The sequence below is a fragment of the Cypionkella sp. genome, from assembly GCF_034376685.1.
GTDB lineage: Bacteria > Pseudomonadota > Alphaproteobacteria > Rhodobacterales > Rhodobacteraceae > Cypionkella.
Genome location: NZ_JAXMJJ010000057.1, coordinates 1 through 21,015 on the forward strand (window position 1 = coordinate 1; position 21,015 = coordinate 21,015).

Below are 21,015 nucleotides of genomic sequence, written 5' to 3' on the forward strand. Positions count from 1 at the left end.
GGCGGGCGGCCTCGCGCGGGCCGCCGATCTGATGAACATGACGCAATCGGCGCTGAGCCATCAGGTCGCGGGGCTTGAGGCGCAGGTCGGCATGGAGCTGTTCGTGCGACGTTCAAAGCCGATGACGCTGTCCGCCGCAGGTATCCGCATGTTGCGCGCAGCCGAGCGTATCCTGCCCGAAATCACCGCGCTGGAGGAAGAATTCCGCGCGTTGCAGGCGGGCAAAACCGGCCGTTTGCACATCGCCATCCAGTGCCACGCCTGTTTCGACTGGCTGTTTCCGGTGCTGGAACTGTTCCGCCATGCCTGGCCCGAGGTCGATGTCGACATCCGCGCCGGGCTGGCGTTTGACAGCTTCCCGGCGCTTTTGCGCGAAGAGGTCGATCTGGTGATTTCCTCCAACCCCGAGCCGCTACCCGGTATCAGCTTCAACCCGCTGTTTGATTATCACCCGATGTTCATCGCCTCCTCGCAAAACCCGCTGGCCGCCAAGGCGATGATCGAGGCCGAAGATTTCCGCGATCAGACCCTGATCACCTACCCGGTGCCGCGCGACAAGCTGGATATCTTCACCGAACTTTTGACCGCCGCCCGCATTGAGCCGCGTGCTCAACGCCCAGTCGAGCTGACGGCGGTGATCCTGATGCTGGTGGGCTCCAATCGCGGCGTGGCGGTGCTGCCCGATTGGGTGCTGCGCGATGTGAAGTCCAACGCGGATTACATCACCCGGCCCTTGGGTCCGGGCAGCATCACCAAACGTCTTTACGCCGCCACGCGCGAGGAAGATGCCGCAAAACCCTATATCGGCCATTTCCTGAAACTAGGGCGCTCGGAGGCGGTCAAGCTGCAACGCAGCTAAAGCGCGAGCCGCAAGCCAGCCATGCAGGATTTGCATTGGAATAGTAAGCACGCTTATTATATCTATGCCTAATGAATTTTGCACAAGATCAGCTTGGCCCCCTGCTGCACGACGCCTCCCGTCTGGTGCGCAAACGCTTTTCGCAGCGGGCGTCGGAATATGGCCTGTCCTCGGCGCAATGGCGGCTTCTGGCCGTGGTGCTGCGCGAAGGCCGCGCCAGCCAAGCCCGCATCGCTGACAAGCTGGAGATCGAGCCGATCTCGGTTTCCCGCCTTGTCGACAGGATGGAGCAGGCCGGTTGGGTCGCCCGCGAACCCGATCCCGATGATCGCCGCGTGCGGGTCATCGTGCCAACCGCCTCCACGCTGCTGATCCGCAATGATCTGAAGGCAATGGCAGATTCTGTCTTTGCCGAAGCGCTGTCGGGCCTTGCGCCCGAGGCGCGTGCCGCTTTGATCGCCGGGCTTGCCTCGGTGACCGCAACCCTGTCTCAGGCCGTGTGCGATGCAGCGGCTGACGTTAAGGACACCTGATATGACCGCCATTTCCACCAACAGCCCCGCGCCGAACCCGCCAGCAACCGTCACCCCGATCACCGCAGCCACCATCCCCGCCCCCGCCCCGCGCAAGAAACGCCGCGTGCTGATGATCGCCGGGCCTCTGGTGCTGCTGCTGGCCGCTGGCGGCTATTGGCTGATGGGCGGGCGCTATGAAGAAACCGAAAACGCCTATCTGCACCAGGCCCGCATCTCGGTGGCCTCCTCGGTGGCGGGTCGGATTGACAAGGTGCTGGTGCGCGACAACCAGACCGTCAAAGTCGGCGATGTGTTGTTTCAAGTTGATCCGGTGCCGTTCAAACTGGCGCAGGCCGAGGCCGAAACCGCCGTCAATGCCGCCCGCATCACCGTTGAGCAGTTGAAGCTGGCCTACGGCACCGCCCAAGCCAATCTGCAACTGGCCGAGGATGAAGCCGCCTATCAAACTGTTGAGCGCCAGCGGCAGGAAAGCCTTGGCGCGAAAGGTGTGGCCAGCGACTCCAACCTGATCGACGCCCGCCATGACGAACGCACCGCGCAGGATCAGCGTGATCTGGCCAAGCAGGCTGTGGCCTCAGCCCTCGCGGCTTTGGGCGGCGATCCGCAGATGCCAACCGACAATCATCCCGCCGTCCGCGCCGCCGTGATTGCCCGCGAGCAAGCCGCCTACAACTATGCCAATGCCGTGGTCAAAGCCCCCGCTGATGGCGTGATCTACCAAGCCTCATCGTTCAAACCGGGCCAGATGGTAAGCGCTGGGCAGAGCCTGTTCGCGCTGGTGCAGACCGATGACGTCTGGGTCGACGCCAATTTCAAGGAAACCCAACTGGCGGGCATCACCGTAGGCTCTCCGGCTGAGCTGAGTTTCGACGTCGATCCAAACCGCAAGATCGAAGCGGTTGTCGCCGCCATCGGCGCAGGCACGGGATCGGAATTCGCGCTGCTGCCCGCGCAGAATGCCACCGGCAACTGGGTGAAAGTCACCCAGCGCGTCCCCGTCATCCTGCGTCTGGTCAACCCTGACGATGCCAAAGGCCTGTCCTCGGGGGTCAGCGCGTCTGTGTCGGTGGATACCGGGCGTCACCGCAGCCTGTCAGACCTGATCCCCGGCTTTCTGAAGTAACCCGCCATGAGCACCGCCTCCACCGAAGTCCCGCACAAGGGCTTGATCACGCTGTCGATCATGCTGGCGACGATCATGCAGGTGCTGGATACCACCATTGCCAACGTGGCACTTCCCACCATGACGGGCGATCTGGGTGCAAGCCAAGACACCATCACCTGGGTGCTGACCAGCTACATCGTGGCCGCCGCCATCATGACACCGGCGACGGGGTGGATATCCGACCGCATCGGCAAGCGTGAGTTTTTCCTGATCGCCATCGCAGGCTTCGTCGCCAGTTCCATCGCCTGTGGTCTGGCGTGGAGCCTGCCGTCGATGGTGCTGTTCCGTCTGCTGCAAGGCGTGTTTGGCGCGGCCATCGTGCCTTTGTCGCAAACCTTCCTGCTCGACATCAACCCACGCGAAAAGGCGGGGCAAGCGATGGCGCTTTGGGGCGCGGGCATCATGGTCGGCCCGATCATCGGCCCCACCTTGGGCGGCTGGCTGACCGAAAGCTTCAACTGGCGCTGGGTGTTCTTTGTCAACCTGCCGATTGGCATCATCGCCTTCCTCGGTTGCGCTGCCTACCTGCCAAAATCCATCACCCGCCCGCGCCGCTTTGACTTCTTCGGTTTCGCCATGCTGTCCTTGGGCATCGGCGCGTTGCAACTGATGCTGGATCGCGGCGGCGAGGTCGACTGGTTCTCGTCCACCGAGATCTGGCTCTATTTGTTCCTGACCTTGACCGGGATGTGGGTGTTCATCATTCATATCTTGGGGGCCGATAAACCCTTCCTTGATCCCCGCATGTTCCTTGACCGCAACTTTGCCACTGGCCTTGTGTTCATCTTCATCATCGGCATCATCCTGTTGGCTTCGCTTGCCTTGCTGCCGCCGATGCTGTCAAAAATCTTCGGCTATCCCACCATCACCACCGGCATGGTGATGGCCCCGCGCGGGGTGGGGACGATGATTTCGATGATCGTGGTGGGGCGCTTGGTGCAAAGGGTCGATGCGCGCCTGTTGGTCTCGGTCGGGCTGATCCTGACCGCCGCCTCGCTGCACTATATGACGCAGTTTACCCCGCAGATGGATTCCGCCCCGGTGATCTGGACGGGCGTGTTGCAAGGCCTCGGCCTTGGTCTGGTGTTCGTGCCACTGTCGACCATCGCCTTCGCGACCATTGATCCGGCCTTCCGCGCCGATGCCACCAGCCTGTTTTCTCTGGTGCGCAACATCGGCTCGTCGATCGGGATTTCGATGGTCACCCTGATGCTGACCCGCAATGTGCAGGTCAACCATGCCGATCTGTCGGTGTCGATCTCGTCGTACAACCCCAACTTCAACATGGTGGTGCCGCCCGGCACGCTGACCGCCGCCACTCTGCAACAGATGGAGGGGCTCGTTTCAACCCAAGCCCTGATGATCAGCTACATAGACGATTTCTATCTGATGATGGTGATTACGCTCTGCGCTTTGCCCTTGGCTTGGCTGTTGAAAAAGGCGCAGCCGCGCGTGATGGCCCCCGGCGAAGCCCCGGTTGCACATGATTGATTTCCGTTTGGACAGCCGCTACCCTACGCAAGCACACAAGCCACAGGAGGGGTGCATGAACTTGATCTGCCACCCACGCACCTATGGCCCTGCATCGGCCCTGCCTTTGTCGCAGGGCTGACCAGACCCGCATCGCAGGTTCCACCTGATCAGGTTTCGGTCCGCCCCCTGGGCGCCTCGGCGCTTCTTCTGGCGCTTTTGCGCTATTTCATCGCGGATAGAATCATGACCCTGCTTGCCACCAAATCCTTGGCCCTCACCCTTGGCCAAACCCTGTTCACCGATCTGAGCTTCTCTCTCGAGCCCGGCGACCGCCTTGGCCTGATCGCCGCCAACGGCCGCGGCAAATCCTCGCTTTTGCGCTGCTTGGCCGGAACGCTGGGGGCAACCTCTGGCGAAGTCACCCGCGCCCGCGGCCTGAAAGCCGCGCTGGTTGATCAAAACGTGCCCGCCAGCCTGCTGACCCTGACCTTCCGCGAGGCCACGCTCAAAGCCCTGCCCGCCGACCAAGCCGACTACGAAAGCTGGCGGGCCGAGATTGTCCTGGATGACCTGTCGATCCCTGAAGCCCTGCGCGACACCCCGCTATCTGCCCTCTCCGGCGGCTGGCAACGCACCGCCCTCTTGGCCCGCGCCGCCATCCATGAGCCTGACCTTTATCTGCTCGACGAGCCGACCAACCACCTTGATCTGTCGCGCATCGGCATCCTGCAACGCTGGCTGACGGCGCTGCCGCGCGACACCGCCGTGATCACCACCAGCCACGACCGCGCCTTCCTTGATGCAGCAACCACCCGCAGCCTGTTCCTGCGCGCCACCGCAAGTCGGATCTTCGCGCTGCCCTATTCCCGCGCCCGCGCCGCCTTGGAGGAATCCGATGCCGCCGATAGTCGCCGCTTTGAGAACGATCTGAACAAAGCCGATCAACTCCGCCGCCAAGCCGCCAAGTTGAAGAACATCGGCATCAACTCCGGCTCGGATCTGCTGATCACCAAGACCAAACAACTGAAAGACCGCGCCGAAAAGCTCGAAGCTGCCGCCCGCCCCGCCCACCGCGAAACCTCGTCCGGCGCGATCAGACTGGCGAATTCCGGCACCCATGCCAAAGCCCTGATCACCCTGAGCGACGCGGCCATCACCACCCCCGACGCCCGCCCGCTGTTTCATACCGGCCAGAAATGGATCGAACGCGGCGACCGCGTGGTGATCTTGGGCGCGAATGGCACCGGAAAATCGCAACTGATCCGCGCCGTACTCGCCGCGATCCAAGGCCAGCCCAGCGCGATCAAAGCCGTGCCGACCCTTGTGCTGGGCTATTCCGACCAAAACCTCGCGCAGCTGCCCGACACGCTGACACCGCAAGCCCTGATCAGCCAACATGCCAATGACCAGACCACCAAAACCCTGCTCGCCGGCGCTGGCATCAAGCCCGATTGGCAGGTCCGGCCTTTGGGTAAACTGTCCGGTGGCCAAAAAGCCCGCCTCGCGATGCTTCTGCTGCGCCTGTCCAACCCCAATTTCTACCTGCTGGACGAGCCCACCAACCATCTCGACATCGAAGGCCAAGAGGCGCTGGAATCCGAATTGCTGACCCAAGGTGCCACTTGCCTGTTGGTCAGCCACGACCGCGATTTCATCCGCGCCGTGGGCAGTCGCTTCTGGCAGGTTGAAAAGCGCAAACTGATCGAGGTCGACAGCCCCGAGCCGTTCTTCGCAACCGAACTGAACCGCTGATCCCCCCCTTTCCTTATTTGCCTCACCCGTGTATGCCCCCCAGCTTACACAGACCGGAGTCCGCCCATGCAAGGCAGTGCCAACCTCAACCTGATGATCAAGGCCGCCCGCCGCGCTGGCAAAGCGCTGGTGAAAGACTTCCGCGAGGTCGAGAACCTGCAAGTCTCGACCAAAGGCCCCGGTGATTTTGTCACCAAGGCCGACCGCGAAGCCGAGCGGATCATCAAAGAGGATCTGATGGGCGCGCGCCCGACCTATGGCTGGCTGGGCGAGGAAACCGGCGAGCAAGATGGCCAGGACCCCACCCGCCGCTGGATCGTTGATCCGTTGGATGGCACCACCAATTTCCTGCACGGCATGCCGCATTGGGCGATTTCCATCGCACTGGAACACAAGGGCGAGATTGTGTCCGCCGTGGTGTTCGATGCCGCCAAGGATGAGATGTTCTGGGCCGAAAAAGGTTCGGGCGCATGGATGAACGACCGCCGCCTGCGGGTTTCCGGCCGCCGCGCCATGCACGAGGCGGTGTTCGCCACGGGTGTGCCGTTCAGCACCAAGAAGACCCTGCCCGCCACTTTGGCCGACCTTGCCCGCCTGATGCCCGCCTGCGCTGGGATGCGCCGCTGGGGTGTCGCCTCGCTGGACCTCGCCTATGTCGCCGCTGGCCGCTTTGATGGCTATTGGGAGCGCGAGTTGCAGCAATGGGACATCGCCGCGGGTATCCTGCTGGTGAAAGAAGCCGGCGGTCTGATCGGCCCAGTGCGCGAAGGCTATGACATATTGGAAAAGGGCGCGTTGATCTGCGCAAATGAGGCGCTGTTCGCCCCCCTGACCAAAATCATCCGCGACGCATAAGCGCTGCTAAGCGAAACCGATTTTTGAGAAAAATCGTGGCCCCGGTCCTGCAGCCTAGCGCCTTGGCACGCGCGGGATGCGGCTGGGTGTCACCGGATATTCTGCTGCCGGATGCGGTGGCTTGCCCTGATTCCGCGCCCAAAACCCCGCGCCGCCGCGCCGCATCAGCACGGGCAGCACCAGAACCGCCCCGGCGATAAACCCGCCGATATGCGCGAGGTAAGCCACGCCATCATCGGTTGCGGCATAGCCGTTAAAGCTTTGCACCGCGAACCAAATTCCCAGCACGATCCAGGCCGAGATCGAAAACACCCGGAAAAAGATCACGAAGATGAACAAAACGTCGACTTTGGCGCGCGGGAACAGCACCAGATAGCCCCCCAGAACCCCGGCAATCGCCCCCGAAGCCCCGATCAGCGGCCCATCAAAACTCGGATCGCCCGCCACCTGCAACAAAGCCGCCAGCACCCCACAGGCAAGATAGAACAGCAGATAGCCGACATGACCCATCTGGTCTTCCAGATTGTCGCCAAATATCCACAAAAACAACATGTTGCCCGCCAGGTGCATCCAGCCGCCATGCAGGAACATATGGGTGATCAGGCCGGAATACCCCTCGCCCTGCATCAGCCAAGCGGGCACCACACCCCAAGTGTAATAGAACTTCGCCAGAGCAAAATCACTTGGCAGACTGAACCAATAGAACAAGAACACCGCTATGTTCACCGCAAGCAACGTGTAGGTCACATAGGGCACGCGGCCCGAAGGGTTATGATCGCGGATTGGAAACATCTGGCCTGACTTTCGGAGAACCTCGAAATCCTAAGGCCTGCGCCCCCAGATGCAAGAGCCCGCCCGCATCCGGGGCAGGCTCCGCAGCAAATCAGTTTATTCCATCGCCTTGATCAGTTGATCAACCGCGTCACAGGCCTTGGCCGGATCATTGGCGACGCCCGACAAATCACTTTGCAACTCTTGCGCCTTTTTGCCCAAAGCTTCCATTTTTTCCGGGTGGTTGGTGGCGACATCCTGCATCTTGGTCATCATCTCGGTGACCTTCTTTTGCGCCTCTTCCTGAGTGCAGACAGCTTTTTCTTCTTTGCAAGCCGACAGGCTCAGCACGGTGGCAAGCACCGCGAAGGGGGCGATCAAACGCATCGTAAAACTCCACATTAACCCGAGCAAAACGCTCTCAGACGACCTAGCATTGCCGTGAAATCCTGCCAAGGCCGCCCAAAAGACTAGCGCGTTTATCCGCCCGAGACTTCAGCCAGCAGTTGCGCATTGCCACCCGAGGCCGTGGTATCAATGCAGACATGCCGCTCCAGCATCACATGCGCCACATCCGGCATATCGCCGATCAGCGGCAGAATTGGCCCCTTGCGCGCGGCCAAAGCCTGCGCCCGCGCCCGACCCTGCGCAGCGTCTCCCCACCACAAGGCACCGGAAAACCCCTGCAACCGGGTCAGCGCCAGCGGAGCAAGCCCATCGGCCAGCACCGCCTGACCGCCCAAAGCCCGCACCGCCTGCGCCTGGGCCTCAGCCGCCTGCGCCCCCGGCCCAAGGCACAGAAGCGGTGCGCGCGGGCTGGCAGTCAGCCGGTTCGACTCACCCGTCGGCCCCGGCAACACCCGCGCATGGGCAGCGTCTTGCGCTGCGGGCAGTTTTTGCAGTGCCTTTGTCACCTCGGCCTCGGGCAAATCCGGGCTGGTCGCATCCGACGCCGCAGCCGCCATCACCGTGAAGCGGTGCAGATACTCTGGCCCACCCGCTTTCGGCCCGGTGCCAGAAAGTCCTTCACCGCCAAAGGGTTGACTTCCCACCACTGCACCGATCTGGTTGCGGTTGACGTAAAGGTTGCCGACATGCAGCGCCTCTGTCACCGCCTGCACCCGGTCATCAATCCGCGTGTGCAAGCCAAAGGTCAGCCCATAGCCAGTGGCATTGACCGCCTGCACGACCTGATCCACCTCGCCCGCCTTGAAGGTGGCGATATGCAGCACCGGCCCGAAAATCTCCCGCGGCATCGCGTCGATCCCCGGCACTTTGATCACCGTGGGCGCAATGAACGTGCCCTGCGCCGGAGCGGTCATTTCGCGCAACACCCGGCCTTCCGCCCGCGCCGCTGCGATGTAATCGCGGATACCGCCCTGCGCTTGCGCATCAATCACCGGGCCGACATCGGTTGCCAGATCCAAAGGATCGCCCAACAGCAATTCATCCATCGCGCCAAACAGCATTTCCTGCACCACATGCGCCACATCTTCCTGCACATACAGGCAGCGCAACGCCGAGCAACGCTGCCCCGCCGATTGGAAGCTTGAGGCCAGAATATCGCGCACCGCCTGCTCCGGCAGCGCCGTGCTGTCGACCAACATCGCGTTCAACCCGCCAGTTTCCGCGATCAACGGGGCGGTTGGGTCTATAAATTCCGCCATCGAACGGCGGATTTTCAGCGCCGTCTCAGTCGATCCCGTAAACGCCACCCCCTTCACCCGCGCATCGCGCGTGATCAGCCCACCCACCGCGCCATCGCCCGGCAGCAGTTGCAACGCGCTGGCCGGAACCCCGGCTTGCCACAGCAGATCCACCGCGAGGGCCGCAATCAACGGCGTCTGCGGCGCAGGTTTCGCCAGCACCGCATTGCCCGCCGCAAGCGCCGCGCCAATCTGCCCCGAGAAGATCGCGAGCGGGAAATTCCACGGGCTGATGCAGGCAAACACCCCACGCGCAGGGGCGGTCAGACCTACTGCTCCATCGGCATAATAGCGCAGAAAATCAACCGCTTCACGCAATTCAGACACCGCATCGGCCAAGGATTTCCCGGCCTCGCGCGCCAGCAGCGCAAAGATCGCGCCGCACGAAGCTTCATACAAATCCGCCGCCCGCCGCAACACAGCCGCACGGGTTTCCGCATCCGCCGCCCAAGGCTCTGCCAGCCGCAAAGCGGTGTCCACATCCGCCTCTGACGCGTTCAGCACATGCCCCACCAACGCGCCCGTCGCGGGGTTACGCACCTCTTGCCGCAAGCCGCCGACGCTATGGCCCGCCAGCATCGGTCGCGCCTCAAACAGCGTCGCCTCATGCGGCCCGCGCGCCGCCGCAATCGCCGCCAGATCGCCCGCATCGGTCAAATCCCAGCCCTTGGCATTCTTCCGCGCGCCAAACAGCCCCGGCCCCGTCGCAATCGCAGGCGAAGCCACTGGCACCATCGCCTCCATCGCCGATATCGGACAAGCCGCCACGGTTTCCGGGCTGACCTCTTCATTGACAATCTGGTTCACGAAGCTGGAGTTCGCACCATTCTCCAAAAGCCGCCGCACCAGATACGCCAGCAAATCGCGATGCGCGCCCACCGGCGCATAAATCCGGCAGCGCGTGGCATTGTCGGTCAGAACGATCTCGTGCAACCGCTCGCCCATGCCGTGCAAGCGCTGGAACTCAAAGGCTTTCTTATCGTCCGCCATCTCCAGAATAGCCGCCACCGTATGCGCGTTATGGGTGGCAAACTGCGGATAAATCCGGTCGGTCATGCCCAACAACTTGCGCGCATTGGCGATGTAGCTGACATCCGTCGCCTGTTTGCGGGTGAAGACCGGAAACGACGCCAGCCCCAAAACCTGCGCCCGCTTCACCTCGGCGTCCCAATAGGCGCCCTTCACCAACCGCACCATGATGCGGCGATCCAAGCGCTGCGACAGCGCATAAAGCCAGTCGATCACCGCCCCCGCACGCCGCCCATAAGCCTGCACCACCACGCCAAAACCATCCCACCCGCGCAAGGCCGGATCGGACAGCACCGCCTCGATCACCTCCAGCGACAGCGCCAGCCGATCCGCCTCCTCGGCGTCGATGTTGAACCCCAGCCCCGCCGCTTTCGCCAGCCCCGCCAAGGCCCGCACCCGCGGCACCAATTCCTCCATCACCCGCGCCCGCTTGGCGACCTCATAGCGCGGATGCAGCGCAGACAGTTTCACCGAAATCCCCGGATTGCTGCGGATGTCGCCAGTGGTCGCCGCTTTCGCAATCGCGGTGATCGCCGCCGAATACGACAGATGATAGCGCCGCGCGTCGGCTTCCGTCCGCGCCGCTTCCCCCAGCATATCATAGCTGTAGGTATAGCCCTGCCCTTCCAGCACGGTGGCGCGTTTCATCGCCTTTTCAATGGTTTCGCCAAGCACAAAGTTGCGCCCCATCTCCTTCATCGCCCGCGTCACCGCGCCACGGATCACCGGCTCGCCCAAGCGTTTCACCGCCGCTTTCAGATGGCCCACCACGCCGGGCTCGCGCTCATCCAGCACCTTTCCGGTCAGCATCAACGCCCAGGTCGAGGCATTCACCAGCGACGACGCCGATTTTCCCAGATGCCGCCCCCAATCGCTCGGCGCGATTTTATCCTCGATCAACGCATCCATCGTCTCGGCATCCGGCACCCGCAACAGCGCCTCTGCCAGACACATCAGCGCAATGCCCTCATCGGTCGAAAGACCATATTCCGCGAGGAAAACCTCCATCAGCCCCGGCTTGGCGCTGCCTCGGATCCGGCGCACAAAATCCGCGCCCAAAGCCGTCACCCGCGCGCGCTGAGCGCCGTCCATCCCCGCCTCGGCGATCAGGCCCTGCACCAGCGCCGCCTCGTCACGCAGAGAATCACGCTCAATCACAGTCCACGCATCGCTCATGTCGGCCCCCTAAAGATTTCGCCCATGATAGCGCAGGTTTGACAGGCTGTTTCCCTCATTATACAAAGAATCTCAGCCGAAACGCCGTAAAAGGATCACCGCGCCATGCCAATCGACCGGGCCGAGCTAGACCGTTTCGACCATGCCATCCTGCGCGAACTCAGCATGGATGGCCGGATCAGCGCCACCGAACTCGGCCGCCGCATCGGTCTGTCGAAATCTCCCACCCAGGCCCGAATGAAACGGCTGGAAGATGGCGGCGTGATCACCGGCTACCGCGCCAATCTTGACCCGATCCGCATGGGCCAAGCCCATGTGGCTTTTGTCGAGGTTCGGCTGTCCGACACGCGTGAAGCCGCCTTGCAAGCCTTCAACAAGGCTGTGCTGGCGGTGCCAGAGGTCGAACAGGCGCATATGATCGCCAGCCGCTTCGATTATCTTTTGAAAGTCCGCACCACCGATATTCAGGATTACCGCCGTGTGCTGGCCGAGCGCATCTCGGCCCTGCCACATGTCGCGTCAACTTCGACCTATGTGGCGATGGAAGCGGTTAAGGAGTTGTTCTAAAAAAGCATTACAACATTATTGCTGCCCGCAGTCGTTGGTAACGCATTGAAGATTAGGCAGGCTTTTCCATGATCACGTGCAGGCCGATCATCGCAAAGCTCAACGGTCTGGGGTTTACCGATAGCTCGCACAAAGACGACGCTTGATTGGACGACGCTTGATTGCGACCTAAGCCTTGCTGAAAAGTCAAAGTGTCTACTATGCGCAACGCCGCTTCGCCCAGGATGACCGCCCCCCCCTTCTGGGGCTTGGCATTGATCGGCTTCTTGCGTCCATGTGCTCGGCACAAGCCAGCCGCAATCGTTCACCTCCCTTTGCGTTTGCGCGTGGCGAGATGGGAGTAACCGCCGTAGGCATCGATCTGGATCGTGCCGTTGAAGCTGTCGAGGATTTCGGCAGCGTATTGGCCGGAGCGATAGCGGTCCCCTCGCGGCACGACACCGTTACAGCCTCGATCAGCGCGCCGAATGGCCCAGAGATCGCCAGTCTTCCTCTTGCCGCGTTTAGGTTCCAACGTCGGCGCAGTCGTTTCATCGACATAGAGCCGTGCGCATTCTGACATCAGGCGCTTACTCCTGTGTTCAACCACCGGGATGATCAGCGAGCCCGTCCCCATCCAGTCGGTCAAAACCATACGGTCAATCGGCACGCCATACCGCGCAATGACCGTAAGCTATATTCTGCGGCATCTGCTCGGAATACTTGGACGCAGCGATCTGGACCAGAAGTGCCTCGTTGCCGTCCCAGATCAAAATCCTCAACCTGTCACCATGCTTCGATCGGAAGATCACCCTCACCGCGGAATGTAGATCCTGCTTCCGCTCGGACTGCACCAATACCGCAGGGCCAGATGGCCCAGCGGAAGTTCACTGACCCTGTCGCGATCAGGATTGGCAGGCGTTGGCCTACCACAATCGGGCCGCCCCCAAGAGCACGCGAACCACAGCACCAGCTCGGACCACCAAAACATCACTAGGCACCCACAGCACGAGATCAGCGCCAATCACCAGTGTCATAACCGCACACTTCTCGGCCATTTTCAAAGCCGCCGACTCCTCCGGTGTCGCTGACAAGCAGGCCCCACCCACCATCGGCACGAAGGGCGCCTTGCAGGGCAGTGGAGCGGTTTCCAGCAGATCAGCCAGCAGACCCATGCGCGCAGGCCGACGCCAATCCGTAAGCTGCAGCGGAATAAGACTATGTCTCCGGGTGGCATCCAGCGCCCGTTTGGCTCCTGTCTACCAATTTGATCGACTTATGAGGGTTCTCTGCTCCACGCTTGTGCCCCTGAATCCCGTCGGTGCTCACCCGAACCCATCTTTAGCGCCGCAGAATTGCTGCCGACACGAGAAGCAGACTGCCGGGCACTAAAAACCGCGTCCATTTCGCATACTGAGACAAACATAGAAGTGTTCAGCTTGGATGGCATACCGCACCAAAAACACTTGCGCAAAACCACTATAAAGTTCGGCGCCCGAGGACTGTGTTTTGCACGGCAATTCGGTGACCTCAGATCAGTCTCAGCCTTAGGTGGCTTCGGCGGTGCCAAACTTTGCCTGGATCTTCGCCAAATGCTCGCGCAAGCCCTGTTGAGCGCCTCGGATATGCGCGACGGTCAGATCGGCAGCGGCATTGGCATCGCCCCGCGCGCAAGCGTCCAGGATCTCCAGATGCTCGGCATTGGCGCGGGCATGGCCTTCGGTCAGCAAAAGCTGCGCGCGCACATAGCGGTCCAATCTGTCCATCGCGTTGGTGAGCGTGCCCAGATGGAATGGCAAATTGCTGGCCTGATACAATGTCAGATGAAACGCACGGTTCAGATTGCCCCAGTGCATGGGGTCGCCACTGCTGGCAAAGGCGGCACAGATCGCGCGCGCCTCGGCAATCAGCGCAGGCGTCATATGCGGCACCGCAGCACGGATCACATGCGAATCGATGTTACAACGGAAATCAAAGATCTCGCTCGCCTCTGTGATGGACAGGCCGACCACGACCGCCCCTTTGAAGCGATGGTTTTTCACCAGGCCCTGCTGCTCCAGCATGGTGATCGCCTCGCGCACGGGAATCCGGCTGGTGTGGAACAGACGCGCGATCTCGTCCTGACGCAGCGGGTCGCCATCTTTCAGCTCGCCTTCTATGATGGCCCGGCGCAGGGCCTCAAAAACCAGCCCACCTGCCGAGACCATCTTGGAAACGTCCACACCCTTTAGCGCCATAGTGCCCCCCGCATTTATTGAACGGTCTACCCACTCGCCTTCAAATCGGGAAGAACTTTAATATTGTATATCGGATCCAATCCGGGGTAGTTGAAAAATGCGTCGGTGGGGAGCTCGGCGCAAAGCTCGGCTGCGCGGGACGAGGTCGCTTGCCAATGCCTGCCCCTGTATAGCGTCGCAAACAGACAGTGGAAGTTTCATGACCGATTTTGCGACCGCCCTTACCGCCTTCCGTCGCGTCACAGCCCAGCCGATTGCACTGGCCGAGTTGCAGGCACGGCTTGCGGGGCTACAGGCTCGGATGCTGCGGGAGGGTGTGAAAGCGGTCTGGCTGGATGCCTCATCCTCGCTGACGTATTACACCGGGCTGCGGCTGGACCTGTCAGAACGGATTCACGGCGCGTTGGTGCCATCTTCTGGGCCGCTGATCTATGTCTCGCCGCAGTTTGAGGTGCCCAAATTGCGCGCCATGCTGCGGGTTGATGGCAATGTGGCGGCTTGGGAGGAACATGAGGACCCTTATGCGCTGATTGCGGCGGAACTGGCGGCGATGGATGCGCCGGGTGCGGGACTGGCGCTTGATCCGGCAACGCCGTTTGCCTTTGCCTCGGCGCTGATGATGCGGGTTGCGGGGCCGATCATTTCAGCACAAGCCATGATTGAGGCGCAGCGGCAATGCAAATCCGCCGCCGAGATTGCGCTGATCCAGACCGCGATGGATGCCAGTTTTTCGGTGCAGAAGGCAGTGCATGCCGGGCTGCGCGTGGGGATTTCCACCACTGAAGTCACCGATTTCATCCTTGCGGCGCATGTGGCACTTGGCCTGAAACCCTTGTTTGCCGCCGCGCAGTTCGGTGAGGCCACAGCTTACCCGCATGGTGTGCCGGACACGCAACATCTGCAACAAGGCGATATGGTGCTGGTGGATATGGGAGGCACGCTGCACGGCTATGCCTCGGATATCACCCGCACTTATGTCTATGGCACCCCCAGCCTCCGGCAACGTCAGTTGTGGGAACTGGAGCGTCAGGCGCAAAGCGCGGCCTTTGCAGCAGCGCAGATCGGCGTGACCTGCGGCGCGGTCGATGATGCGGCGCGCAGCGTGCTGACCGCTGCGGGCTTTGGTCCCGGCTACCGCGTCCCCGGCCTGCCTCACCGCACCGGTCATGGCCTTGGCCTCGATATTCACGAAGCGCCCTATATCGTGGCTGGCAATAACACAGCCTTGACCGAGGGCATGTGCTTTTCCATCGAACCGATGCTTTGCGTGTACGGCGAATGCGGCGTGCGGCTGGAAGATATTGTTTATATGACACAATCCGGCCCGCGCTGGTTTGTGCCCCCTGCCGAGCGGCTGGATGATCCGTTCGGAAACCCCACGACCTGAGGCGCAGCCGCGACTGTGCCCGTGAAGAAAACCGGCCCGCCTGAATGGGCCGGACAGTGCTTAACAGAGAGTGAAAGGACCAAGACATGAAAATGCTTTCCCGTATCCTTATCGCGGCATCCGCATTGGCGATGACCACCGCCATGCCTGCGCTTGCCAAAACCTTCGTCTACTGCTCGGAAGCCTCGCCCGAGGGCTTTGATCCGGCACCCTATACCGCTGGCGGCACCTTTGATGCCTCGGCCCACCCGATCTACAACCGTCTGGTTGAGTTCAAAAAGGGCACCACCGAAGTCGAGCCTGCGCTGGCTGAATCGTGGGAAGTTTCGGCTGATGGGATGGAATACACCTTCAAGCTGCGTCAGGGCGTGAAGTGGCACTCCAACGAAGTTTTCACCCCGTCGCGCGATTTCAACGCCGATGACGTGATCTTCAGCTATCAACGTCAAGCTGCGGCAGATCACCCGTGGAACCAATACATCGCGGGCATCACCTATGAGTATTACAACTCGATGGAAATGCCGTCGCTGATCAAGGACATCGTCAAGGTTGACGATTACACCGTGAAATTCGTGCTGACCCGCCCGGAAGCACCGTTCCTGGCGAATATCGCGATGCCGTTCGCCTCGATCGTTTCGGCGGAATATGCAAGCGTGCTGGAAACCGCTGGCACCAAGGAAGATCTGAACAACGCGCCAATCGGCACCGGCCCGTTCAAATTCGTAGCTTATCAAAAAGACGCGGTGATTCGTTACGCCAAAAACGCCGACTACTGGGGCCCGGCCCCGAAGATCGATGATCTGGTGTTTGCGATCACCCCGGATGCGGCGGTGCGCCTGCAAAAGCTGAAAGCTGGCGAATGCCAACTGATGCCGTACCCGGCTCCGGCCGATCTGGCGGCGATCAAGGAAGATCCGAACCTGAAAGTTGAAGAGCAGGCTGGCCTGAACGTCGGCTACCTCGCCTATAACACCACGCAAGCGCCGTTCGACAATCCGAAGGTGCGTAAAGCGCTGAACATGGCGATGAACAAGCAAGCCATCATTGACGCGGTGTTCCAGGGCGCTGGCCAAGTCGCCAAAAACCCGATCCCGCCAACGATGTGGTCGTATAACGATGCCATCGCGGACGACGTCTATGATCCGGTTGCCGCCAAAGCAGCGCTGGAAGCCGAAGGCGTCAAGGATCTGTCGATGAAGATCTGGGCGATGCCGGTGCAGCGCCCCTACATGCCGAACGCGCGGCGTGCAGCGGAACTGATGCAGGAAGACTTTGCCAAAGTCGGCGTCACGGTGGAAATCGTGTCCTACGAATGGGGCGAATATCTTGATAAGTCGATGGAAGCGGGCCGTGATGGTGCCGTGATCCTGGGCTGGACCGGCGACAATGGCGATCCGGATAACTTCATGGGCGTGCTGTTGTCTTGCGCTTCTGCGCAGCCGGGCGGTGCAAACCGCGCGTTCTGGTGCAACGAAGAGTTCTCGGCGCTGCTGGCAACCGCCAAACAGACCGCAGACGTGGCAGAGCGCACCAAGCTCTATGAACAAGCGCAGGTGATCTTTAAGGATCAAGCGCCTTGGGCAACCTTGGACCATTCGACGCAATATGTGCCGATGGCTAAGAACGTCACCGGCTTTGTGATGAGCCCGCTGGGCGATTTCACCTTCGACACCGTCGATCTGACCGAATAAGTCAGCCCTTCTCACCGGATGCGCGGGGACCATTCCCGCGCATCCGACATTTTGGCCAAGTGTTGGCCTAAGGATCCCCCATGATCAGATTCATTCTCAGCAAACTGCTGTATCTGGTGCCGACGTTTCTGGGCATCACCCTTATTGCGTTCAGTTTTGTCCGCATCCTGCCCGGCGACCCGGTGTTGCTGATGGCAGGCGAGCGTGGCATCTCACCCGAGCGTCACGCCATCCTGTCCGAACAGCTTGGCTTTGACCGCCCGATCTGGGTGCAATATTTCGATTTTCTCGGACGGCTGTTCCAAGGCGATCTTGGCAACTCGCTGGTCACCAAAAAGCCGGTGATGGCCGAATTCCTGACCCTGTTCCCGGCGACGGTTGAATTGGGTCTGGTCGCCATCTTGATTGCCACCCTGATTGGCGTGCCGGTCGGCGTGATGGCGGCGATCAAGCGCGGATCGTGGTTTGATCAGGTATCGATGACCGCCGCTTTGGTCGGATTTTCGATGCCGATCTTCTGGTGGGGCCTGCTGCTGATCATCTTCTTTTCCGGCATTCTGGGCTGGACTCCGGTGTCTGGCCGCATCTCGCTGATGTATTTCTTCCCCGATGTGACGGGTTTCATGCTGATCGACAGCTTGATTTCGGGGCAGAAGGGCGCGTTCACATCGGCAATCTCGCACCTGATCCTGCCTTCCGTCGTGCTGGCCACCATCCCCTTGGCGGTGATCGCGCGGCAAACCCGCTCGGCCATGCTGGAAGTGATGGGCGAAGACTATGTCCGCACCGCCCGGGCCAAGGGCATGTCGCCGTCGCGGGTGATCGGCGTGCATGCGCTGCGCAACGCGATGATTCCGGTGATCACCACCATTGGCCTGCAAATCGGCGTGCTGATGGCCGGAGCCATTCTGACTGAGACGATTTTCTCATGGCCCGGCATCGGCAAGTGGATGATTGATTCGATTTCGCGCCGTGACTATCCGGTCGTGCAAAGCGGTCTACTGCTGATTGCCGGGCTGGTGATGGTCGTCAATCTGCTGGTCGATCTGACCTACGGCCTGATCAATCCAAGGATCCGTCACAAATGAGCGATACAACAATCAAACTCAGCGATGCCGCGATCCGCCGTCAGATGTTGGCCGATTTCTGGTTTTACTTCCGGCAAAACCGCGGTGCTGTTGTCGGTATGTGGGTGTTCATCGGCTTGGTGATCTTGGCCATTTTCGCCCAAGTCATCGCCCCGCATGATCCAACGCAACAATACCGCGACGCGCTGTTGGCCCCGCCGTTCTGGCAAGAGGGTGGGCGGGCTGACTTCCTGCTTGGCACCGATGCCGTGGGTCGCGATATGCTGTCGCGGCTGATTTATGGTGCACAGTACTCGCTGTTCATCGGCGTGGTTGTGGTCGCCATTGCGCTGATCGGTGGCATCTTCGTCGGCCTGCTGGCGGGGTTCTTCGGCGGTTGGGTCGATACTGTGATCATGCGGGTGATGGATGTGATCCTCGCCTTCCCGTCGCTGCTGCTGGCCTTGGTGCTGGTGGCGGTACTGGGGCCGGGCCTGACCAATGCGATGATCGCCATTGCGATCGTCTATCAACCGCATTTCGCCCGTCTGACCCGCGCCGCCGTGATGGGCGAGAAGGAGCGCGAGTATGTCACCGCTGCCCGCGTCGCAGGCGCAGGCACCATGCGGCTGATGTTCAAAACCATCCTGCCGAACTGCCTCGCCCCCTTGATCGTGCAAGCTACCTTGTCGTTCTCGTCCGCCGTGCTCGATTCCGCCGCCTTGGGCTTTCTGGGCATGGGGGCGCAACCGCCGTCCTCGGAATGGGGCACCATGCTGGCAGAAGCGCGCGAGTTCATCCTGCGCGCGTGGTGGGTCGTCACCTTGCCCGGCCTAGCCATCCTGATCTCGGTGCTGGCGATCAACCTGATGGGCGATGGCTTGCGTGATGCCCTCGATCCCAAGCTGAAGCGGAGCTGAGCGATGGACACCAAAACCGGGGCCCTTCTGAACATCAAAAACCTCACCGTGCGCTTTGCGACTTCAACCGGAGCGTTCACCGCAGTTGACGGCGTCGACGTCTCGGTCAGCCCCCGCGAAGTGCTGGCGATTGTCGGCGAAAGCGGCTCTGGCAAATCGGTGTCGATGCTGGCGGTGATGGGCCTTTTGCCCGACACCGCCACCGTCACTGCCGATGAGATGACCTATGACGGCCGCGATCTGCTGAAGATGAGCGCGGCCGAGCGCCGCAAGCTGATCGGGCGCGAGATCACCATGATCTTTCAGGAACCCGTGGCCTCGCTCAACCCCTCGTTCACCGTGGGCTTCCAGATCGAGGAAGTCTTGCGCTTCAACCTTGGCATGAACCGCAAAGCTGCCCGCGCGCGGGCGGTGGAGTTATTCAATGCCGTGGGCATCCCTGAACCTGAAACCAAGCTGAACGCCTACCCGCATCAGATGTCGGGCGGGCAGTGCCAGCGCGTCATGATCGCGATTGCGATTGCCAGCAATCCGCGTCTGCTGATCGCGGATGAACCGACGACCGCGCTGGACGTGACGATCCAGAAGCAGATTCTTGATCTGTTGATGGATTTGCAAGAAAAACACGGCATGGCGCTGATCCTGATCACCCATGACATGGGCGTTGTGGCCGAAACCGCCGACCGGGTGATCGTGCAATACAAGGGCCGCAAGATGGAAGAAGCCGATGTGCTAAGCCTGTTCGAAAACCCGCAGAATTCCTACACCCGTGCGCTGTTGTCGGCCTTGCCCGAGAATGCCAAAGGCGATCGTTTGCCCACTGTCGCCGATTTCATGGCAGCGGAGGCAAAGCTATGAGCCAAGACTCTAAGGTTGTGATCGAAGGCAAGGCGCTGACGCAGGATTATCTGGTCAGCAGCGGCATGTTCGCAGGCTCCAAACATGTGCGCGCCGTGAAAGGCGTGGATTTTACGGTGGAGAAGGGCAAGACCCTCGCCATCGTCGGCGAAAGTGGCTCTGGCAAATCGACGCTGGCGCGGATCATCGCGCTGATTGATGCGCCCTCGGGTGGGGTGTTGAAGATCGACGGGCAGCCTGTGGATATTGGCCGTAAACGCCTGACGCCCGAGATGCGATCCAAGGTGCAGATGGTGTTTCAGAACCCCTATGGCAGCCTCAACCCACGCCAGAAGGTCGGCGATGTGCTGATGGAGCCGCTGCTGATCAACACCACAATGCCCGCAGCGGAGCGCCGAGAAAAGGCCGAAGCGATGCTGGCAAAAGTCGGTCTCGCGCCCGAGCATTTCAACCGCTACCCCCACATGTTCTCGGGCGGTCAGCGACAGCGGATCGCGATTGCACGGGCCTTGATGCTCAATCCGGCCTTGCTGGTGCTGGATGAGCCGGTCTCTGCGCTGGACTTGTCGGTGCAGGCGCAGGTGCTGAACCTGCTGGCCGATCTGCAGGACGAATTCAACCTGACCTATGTCTTCGTCAGCCATGACCTTTCCGTGGTGCGCTACATCGCTGACGACGTGCTGGTGCTCAGCAAGGGTGTGGCGGTGGAACAGGGTAGCCGCGAGGCGCTGTTCGCCAATCCGCAGCATCCCTACACCCAGCAGTTGTTCGCCGCGACCCCGGTGACAGACGTCGCCGCAATCCGTGCAAGGGTAGAGCGTCGCAGGCTGGCGCGGGCAGAGGTCTGATACCGGACAAACAAACCGGGCCGCCGATGCGCGGTGCGGGGGGTAGGATAGTGCAGATCCTCCACGATCCCGACGCGCTGCCATCCAATGGATCAGGCAGCGTCACCCCTTTGTCGTGACAAAGCCTCGCACCTGCGGC

Annotated in this window: 17 protein-coding genes and 2 pseudogenes; 13 read left to right on the plus strand and 6 right to left on the minus strand. The window is 61.2% G+C overall.

The window, feature by feature from the left end:
- The 6 genes from U1A24_RS11690 to U1A24_RS11715 all read left to right on the plus strand — a co-directional run.
- Positions 1-859 (plus strand): LysR family transcriptional regulator (locus U1A24_RS11690; protein ID WP_322322150.1); only part of this gene is annotated, 859 nt, incomplete at its 5' end.
- A 71-nt stretch (positions 860-930) separates the two neighbouring features.
- Entirely contained in the window at positions 931-1,392 is a 462-nt protein-coding gene (locus U1A24_RS11695) for a MarR family transcriptional regulator (protein WP_322322151.1), read from the plus strand.
- A gap of 1 nt (position 1,393) precedes the next feature.
- Positions 1,394-2,518: an HlyD family secretion protein gene (locus U1A24_RS11700; RefSeq protein WP_322322152.1), complete on the plus strand. Its 1,125-nt coding sequence runs from the start codon at positions 1,394-1,396 to the stop codon at positions 2,516-2,518.
- 6 nt (positions 2,519-2,524) lie between these two features.
- The gene (locus U1A24_RS11705; RefSeq protein WP_322322153.1) at positions 2,525-4,051 is read left to right on the plus strand and encodes a DHA2 family efflux MFS transporter permease subunit; all 1,527 of its coding nucleotides are present in this window, start codon (positions 2,525-2,527) and stop codon (positions 4,049-4,051) included.
- A 225-nt stretch (positions 4,052-4,276) separates the two neighbouring features.
- Positions 4,277-5,785, plus strand: a complete 1,509-nt coding sequence (locus U1A24_RS11710) for an ABC-F family ATP-binding cassette domain-containing protein (RefSeq protein ID WP_322322154.1) — start codon at positions 4,277-4,279, stop codon at positions 5,783-5,785.
- Positions 5,786-5,851: 66 nt separating this feature from the next.
- The gene (locus U1A24_RS11715; protein ID WP_322322155.1) at positions 5,852-6,640 is read left to right on the plus strand and encodes an inositol monophosphatase family protein; all 789 of its coding nucleotides are present in this window, start codon (positions 5,852-5,854) and stop codon (positions 6,638-6,640) included.
- Between the two features lie 54 nt (positions 6,641-6,694).
- On the opposite strand, the gene U1A24_RS11720 is transcribed toward U1A24_RS11715, so the two are convergent.
- The 3 genes from U1A24_RS11720 to putA all read right to left on the minus strand — a co-directional run bounded on the left by U1A24_RS11720 (position 6,695) and on the right by putA (position 11,322).
- Positions 6,695-7,432 carry a rhomboid family intramembrane serine protease gene (locus tag U1A24_RS11720; protein WP_322322156.1) on the minus strand — a complete coding sequence of 246 codons (738 nt, stop codon included), beginning with the start codon at positions 7,430-7,432 and terminating at the stop codon, positions 6,695-6,697.
- 96 nt (positions 7,433-7,528) lie between these two features.
- Positions 7,529-7,798, minus strand: coding sequence for a hypothetical protein (locus U1A24_RS11725; RefSeq protein ID WP_322322157.1), 270 nt, complete (start codon positions 7,796-7,798; stop codon positions 7,529-7,531).
- Positions 7,799-7,890: 92 nt separating this feature from the next.
- On the minus strand, positions 7,891-11,322 hold the full coding sequence (gene putA / locus U1A24_RS11730; RefSeq protein ID WP_322322158.1) for a bifunctional proline dehydrogenase/L-glutamate gamma-semialdehyde dehydrogenase PutA: 3,432 nt from the start codon (positions 11,320-11,322) through the stop codon (positions 7,891-7,893).
- A gap of 105 nt (positions 11,323-11,427) precedes the next feature.
- Here putA and U1A24_RS11735 point away from each other — a divergent pair, with 105 nt between their 5' ends.
- The gene (locus U1A24_RS11735; RefSeq protein WP_284325031.1) at positions 11,428-11,889 is read left to right on the plus strand and encodes an Lrp/AsnC family transcriptional regulator; all 462 of its coding nucleotides are present in this window, start codon (positions 11,428-11,430) and stop codon (positions 11,887-11,889) included.
- 199 nt (positions 11,890-12,088) lie between these two features.
- Here U1A24_RS11735 and U1A24_RS11740 read toward each other — a convergent pair.
- The 3 genes and pseudogenes from U1A24_RS11740 to U1A24_RS11745 form a co-directional block, all read right to left on the minus strand.
- Positions 12,089-12,623 (minus strand): annotated as a pseudogene (locus U1A24_RS11740) (IS66 family transposase); the annotation flags it as partial.
- A gap of 42 nt (positions 12,624-12,665) precedes the next feature.
- Positions 12,666-12,722 (minus strand): annotated as a pseudogene (locus tag U1A24_RS21710) (hypothetical protein); the annotation flags it as partial.
- Between the two features lie 693 nt (positions 12,723-13,415).
- The gene (locus tag U1A24_RS11745; RefSeq protein WP_322322159.1) at positions 13,416-14,105 is read right to left on the minus strand and encodes a GntR family transcriptional regulator; all 690 of its coding nucleotides are present in this window, start codon (positions 14,103-14,105) and stop codon (positions 13,416-13,418) included.
- Between the two features lie 199 nt (positions 14,106-14,304).
- On the opposite strand from U1A24_RS11745, the gene U1A24_RS11750 reads away from it, so the two are divergent.
- The 6 genes from U1A24_RS11750 (at position 14,305) to U1A24_RS11775 (ending at position 20,876) form a co-directional block, all read left to right on the plus strand.
- Complete coding sequence (locus U1A24_RS11750; protein WP_322322160.1) at positions 14,305-15,492, plus strand: Xaa-Pro peptidase family protein; 1,188 nt, start codon at positions 14,305-14,307, stop codon at positions 15,490-15,492.
- Positions 15,493-15,584: 92 nt separating this feature from the next.
- Positions 15,585-17,183 (plus strand): ABC transporter substrate-binding protein, encoded by a 1,599-nt coding sequence (locus U1A24_RS11755; RefSeq protein ID WP_416136364.1) that lies wholly within the window; start codon positions 15,585-15,587, stop codon positions 17,181-17,183.
- Between the two features lie 80 nt (positions 17,184-17,263).
- Positions 17,264-18,271: an ABC transporter permease subunit gene (locus tag U1A24_RS11760; protein ID WP_322322162.1), complete on the plus strand. Its 1,008-nt coding sequence runs from the start codon at positions 17,264-17,266 to the stop codon at positions 18,269-18,271.
- Positions 18,268-19,170 carry an ABC transporter permease subunit gene (locus U1A24_RS11765; protein ID WP_322322163.1) on the plus strand — a complete coding sequence of 301 codons (903 nt, stop codon included), beginning with the start codon at positions 18,268-18,270 and terminating at the stop codon, positions 19,168-19,170. The genes U1A24_RS11760 and U1A24_RS11765 overlap by 4 nt, the downstream gene beginning before the upstream one ends.
- Positions 19,171-19,173: 3 nt before the next feature.
- On the plus strand, positions 19,174-20,028 hold the full coding sequence (locus tag U1A24_RS11770; RefSeq protein WP_322322164.1) for an ABC transporter ATP-binding protein: 855 nt from the start codon (positions 19,174-19,176) through the stop codon (positions 20,026-20,028).
- Positions 20,025-20,876 (plus strand): dipeptide ABC transporter ATP-binding protein, encoded by an 852-nt coding sequence (locus tag U1A24_RS11775; RefSeq protein ID WP_322322165.1) that lies wholly within the window; start codon positions 20,025-20,027, stop codon positions 20,874-20,876. The genes U1A24_RS11770 and U1A24_RS11775 overlap by 4 nt, the downstream gene beginning before the upstream one ends.
- Positions 20,877-21,015: the final 139 nt, after the last annotated feature.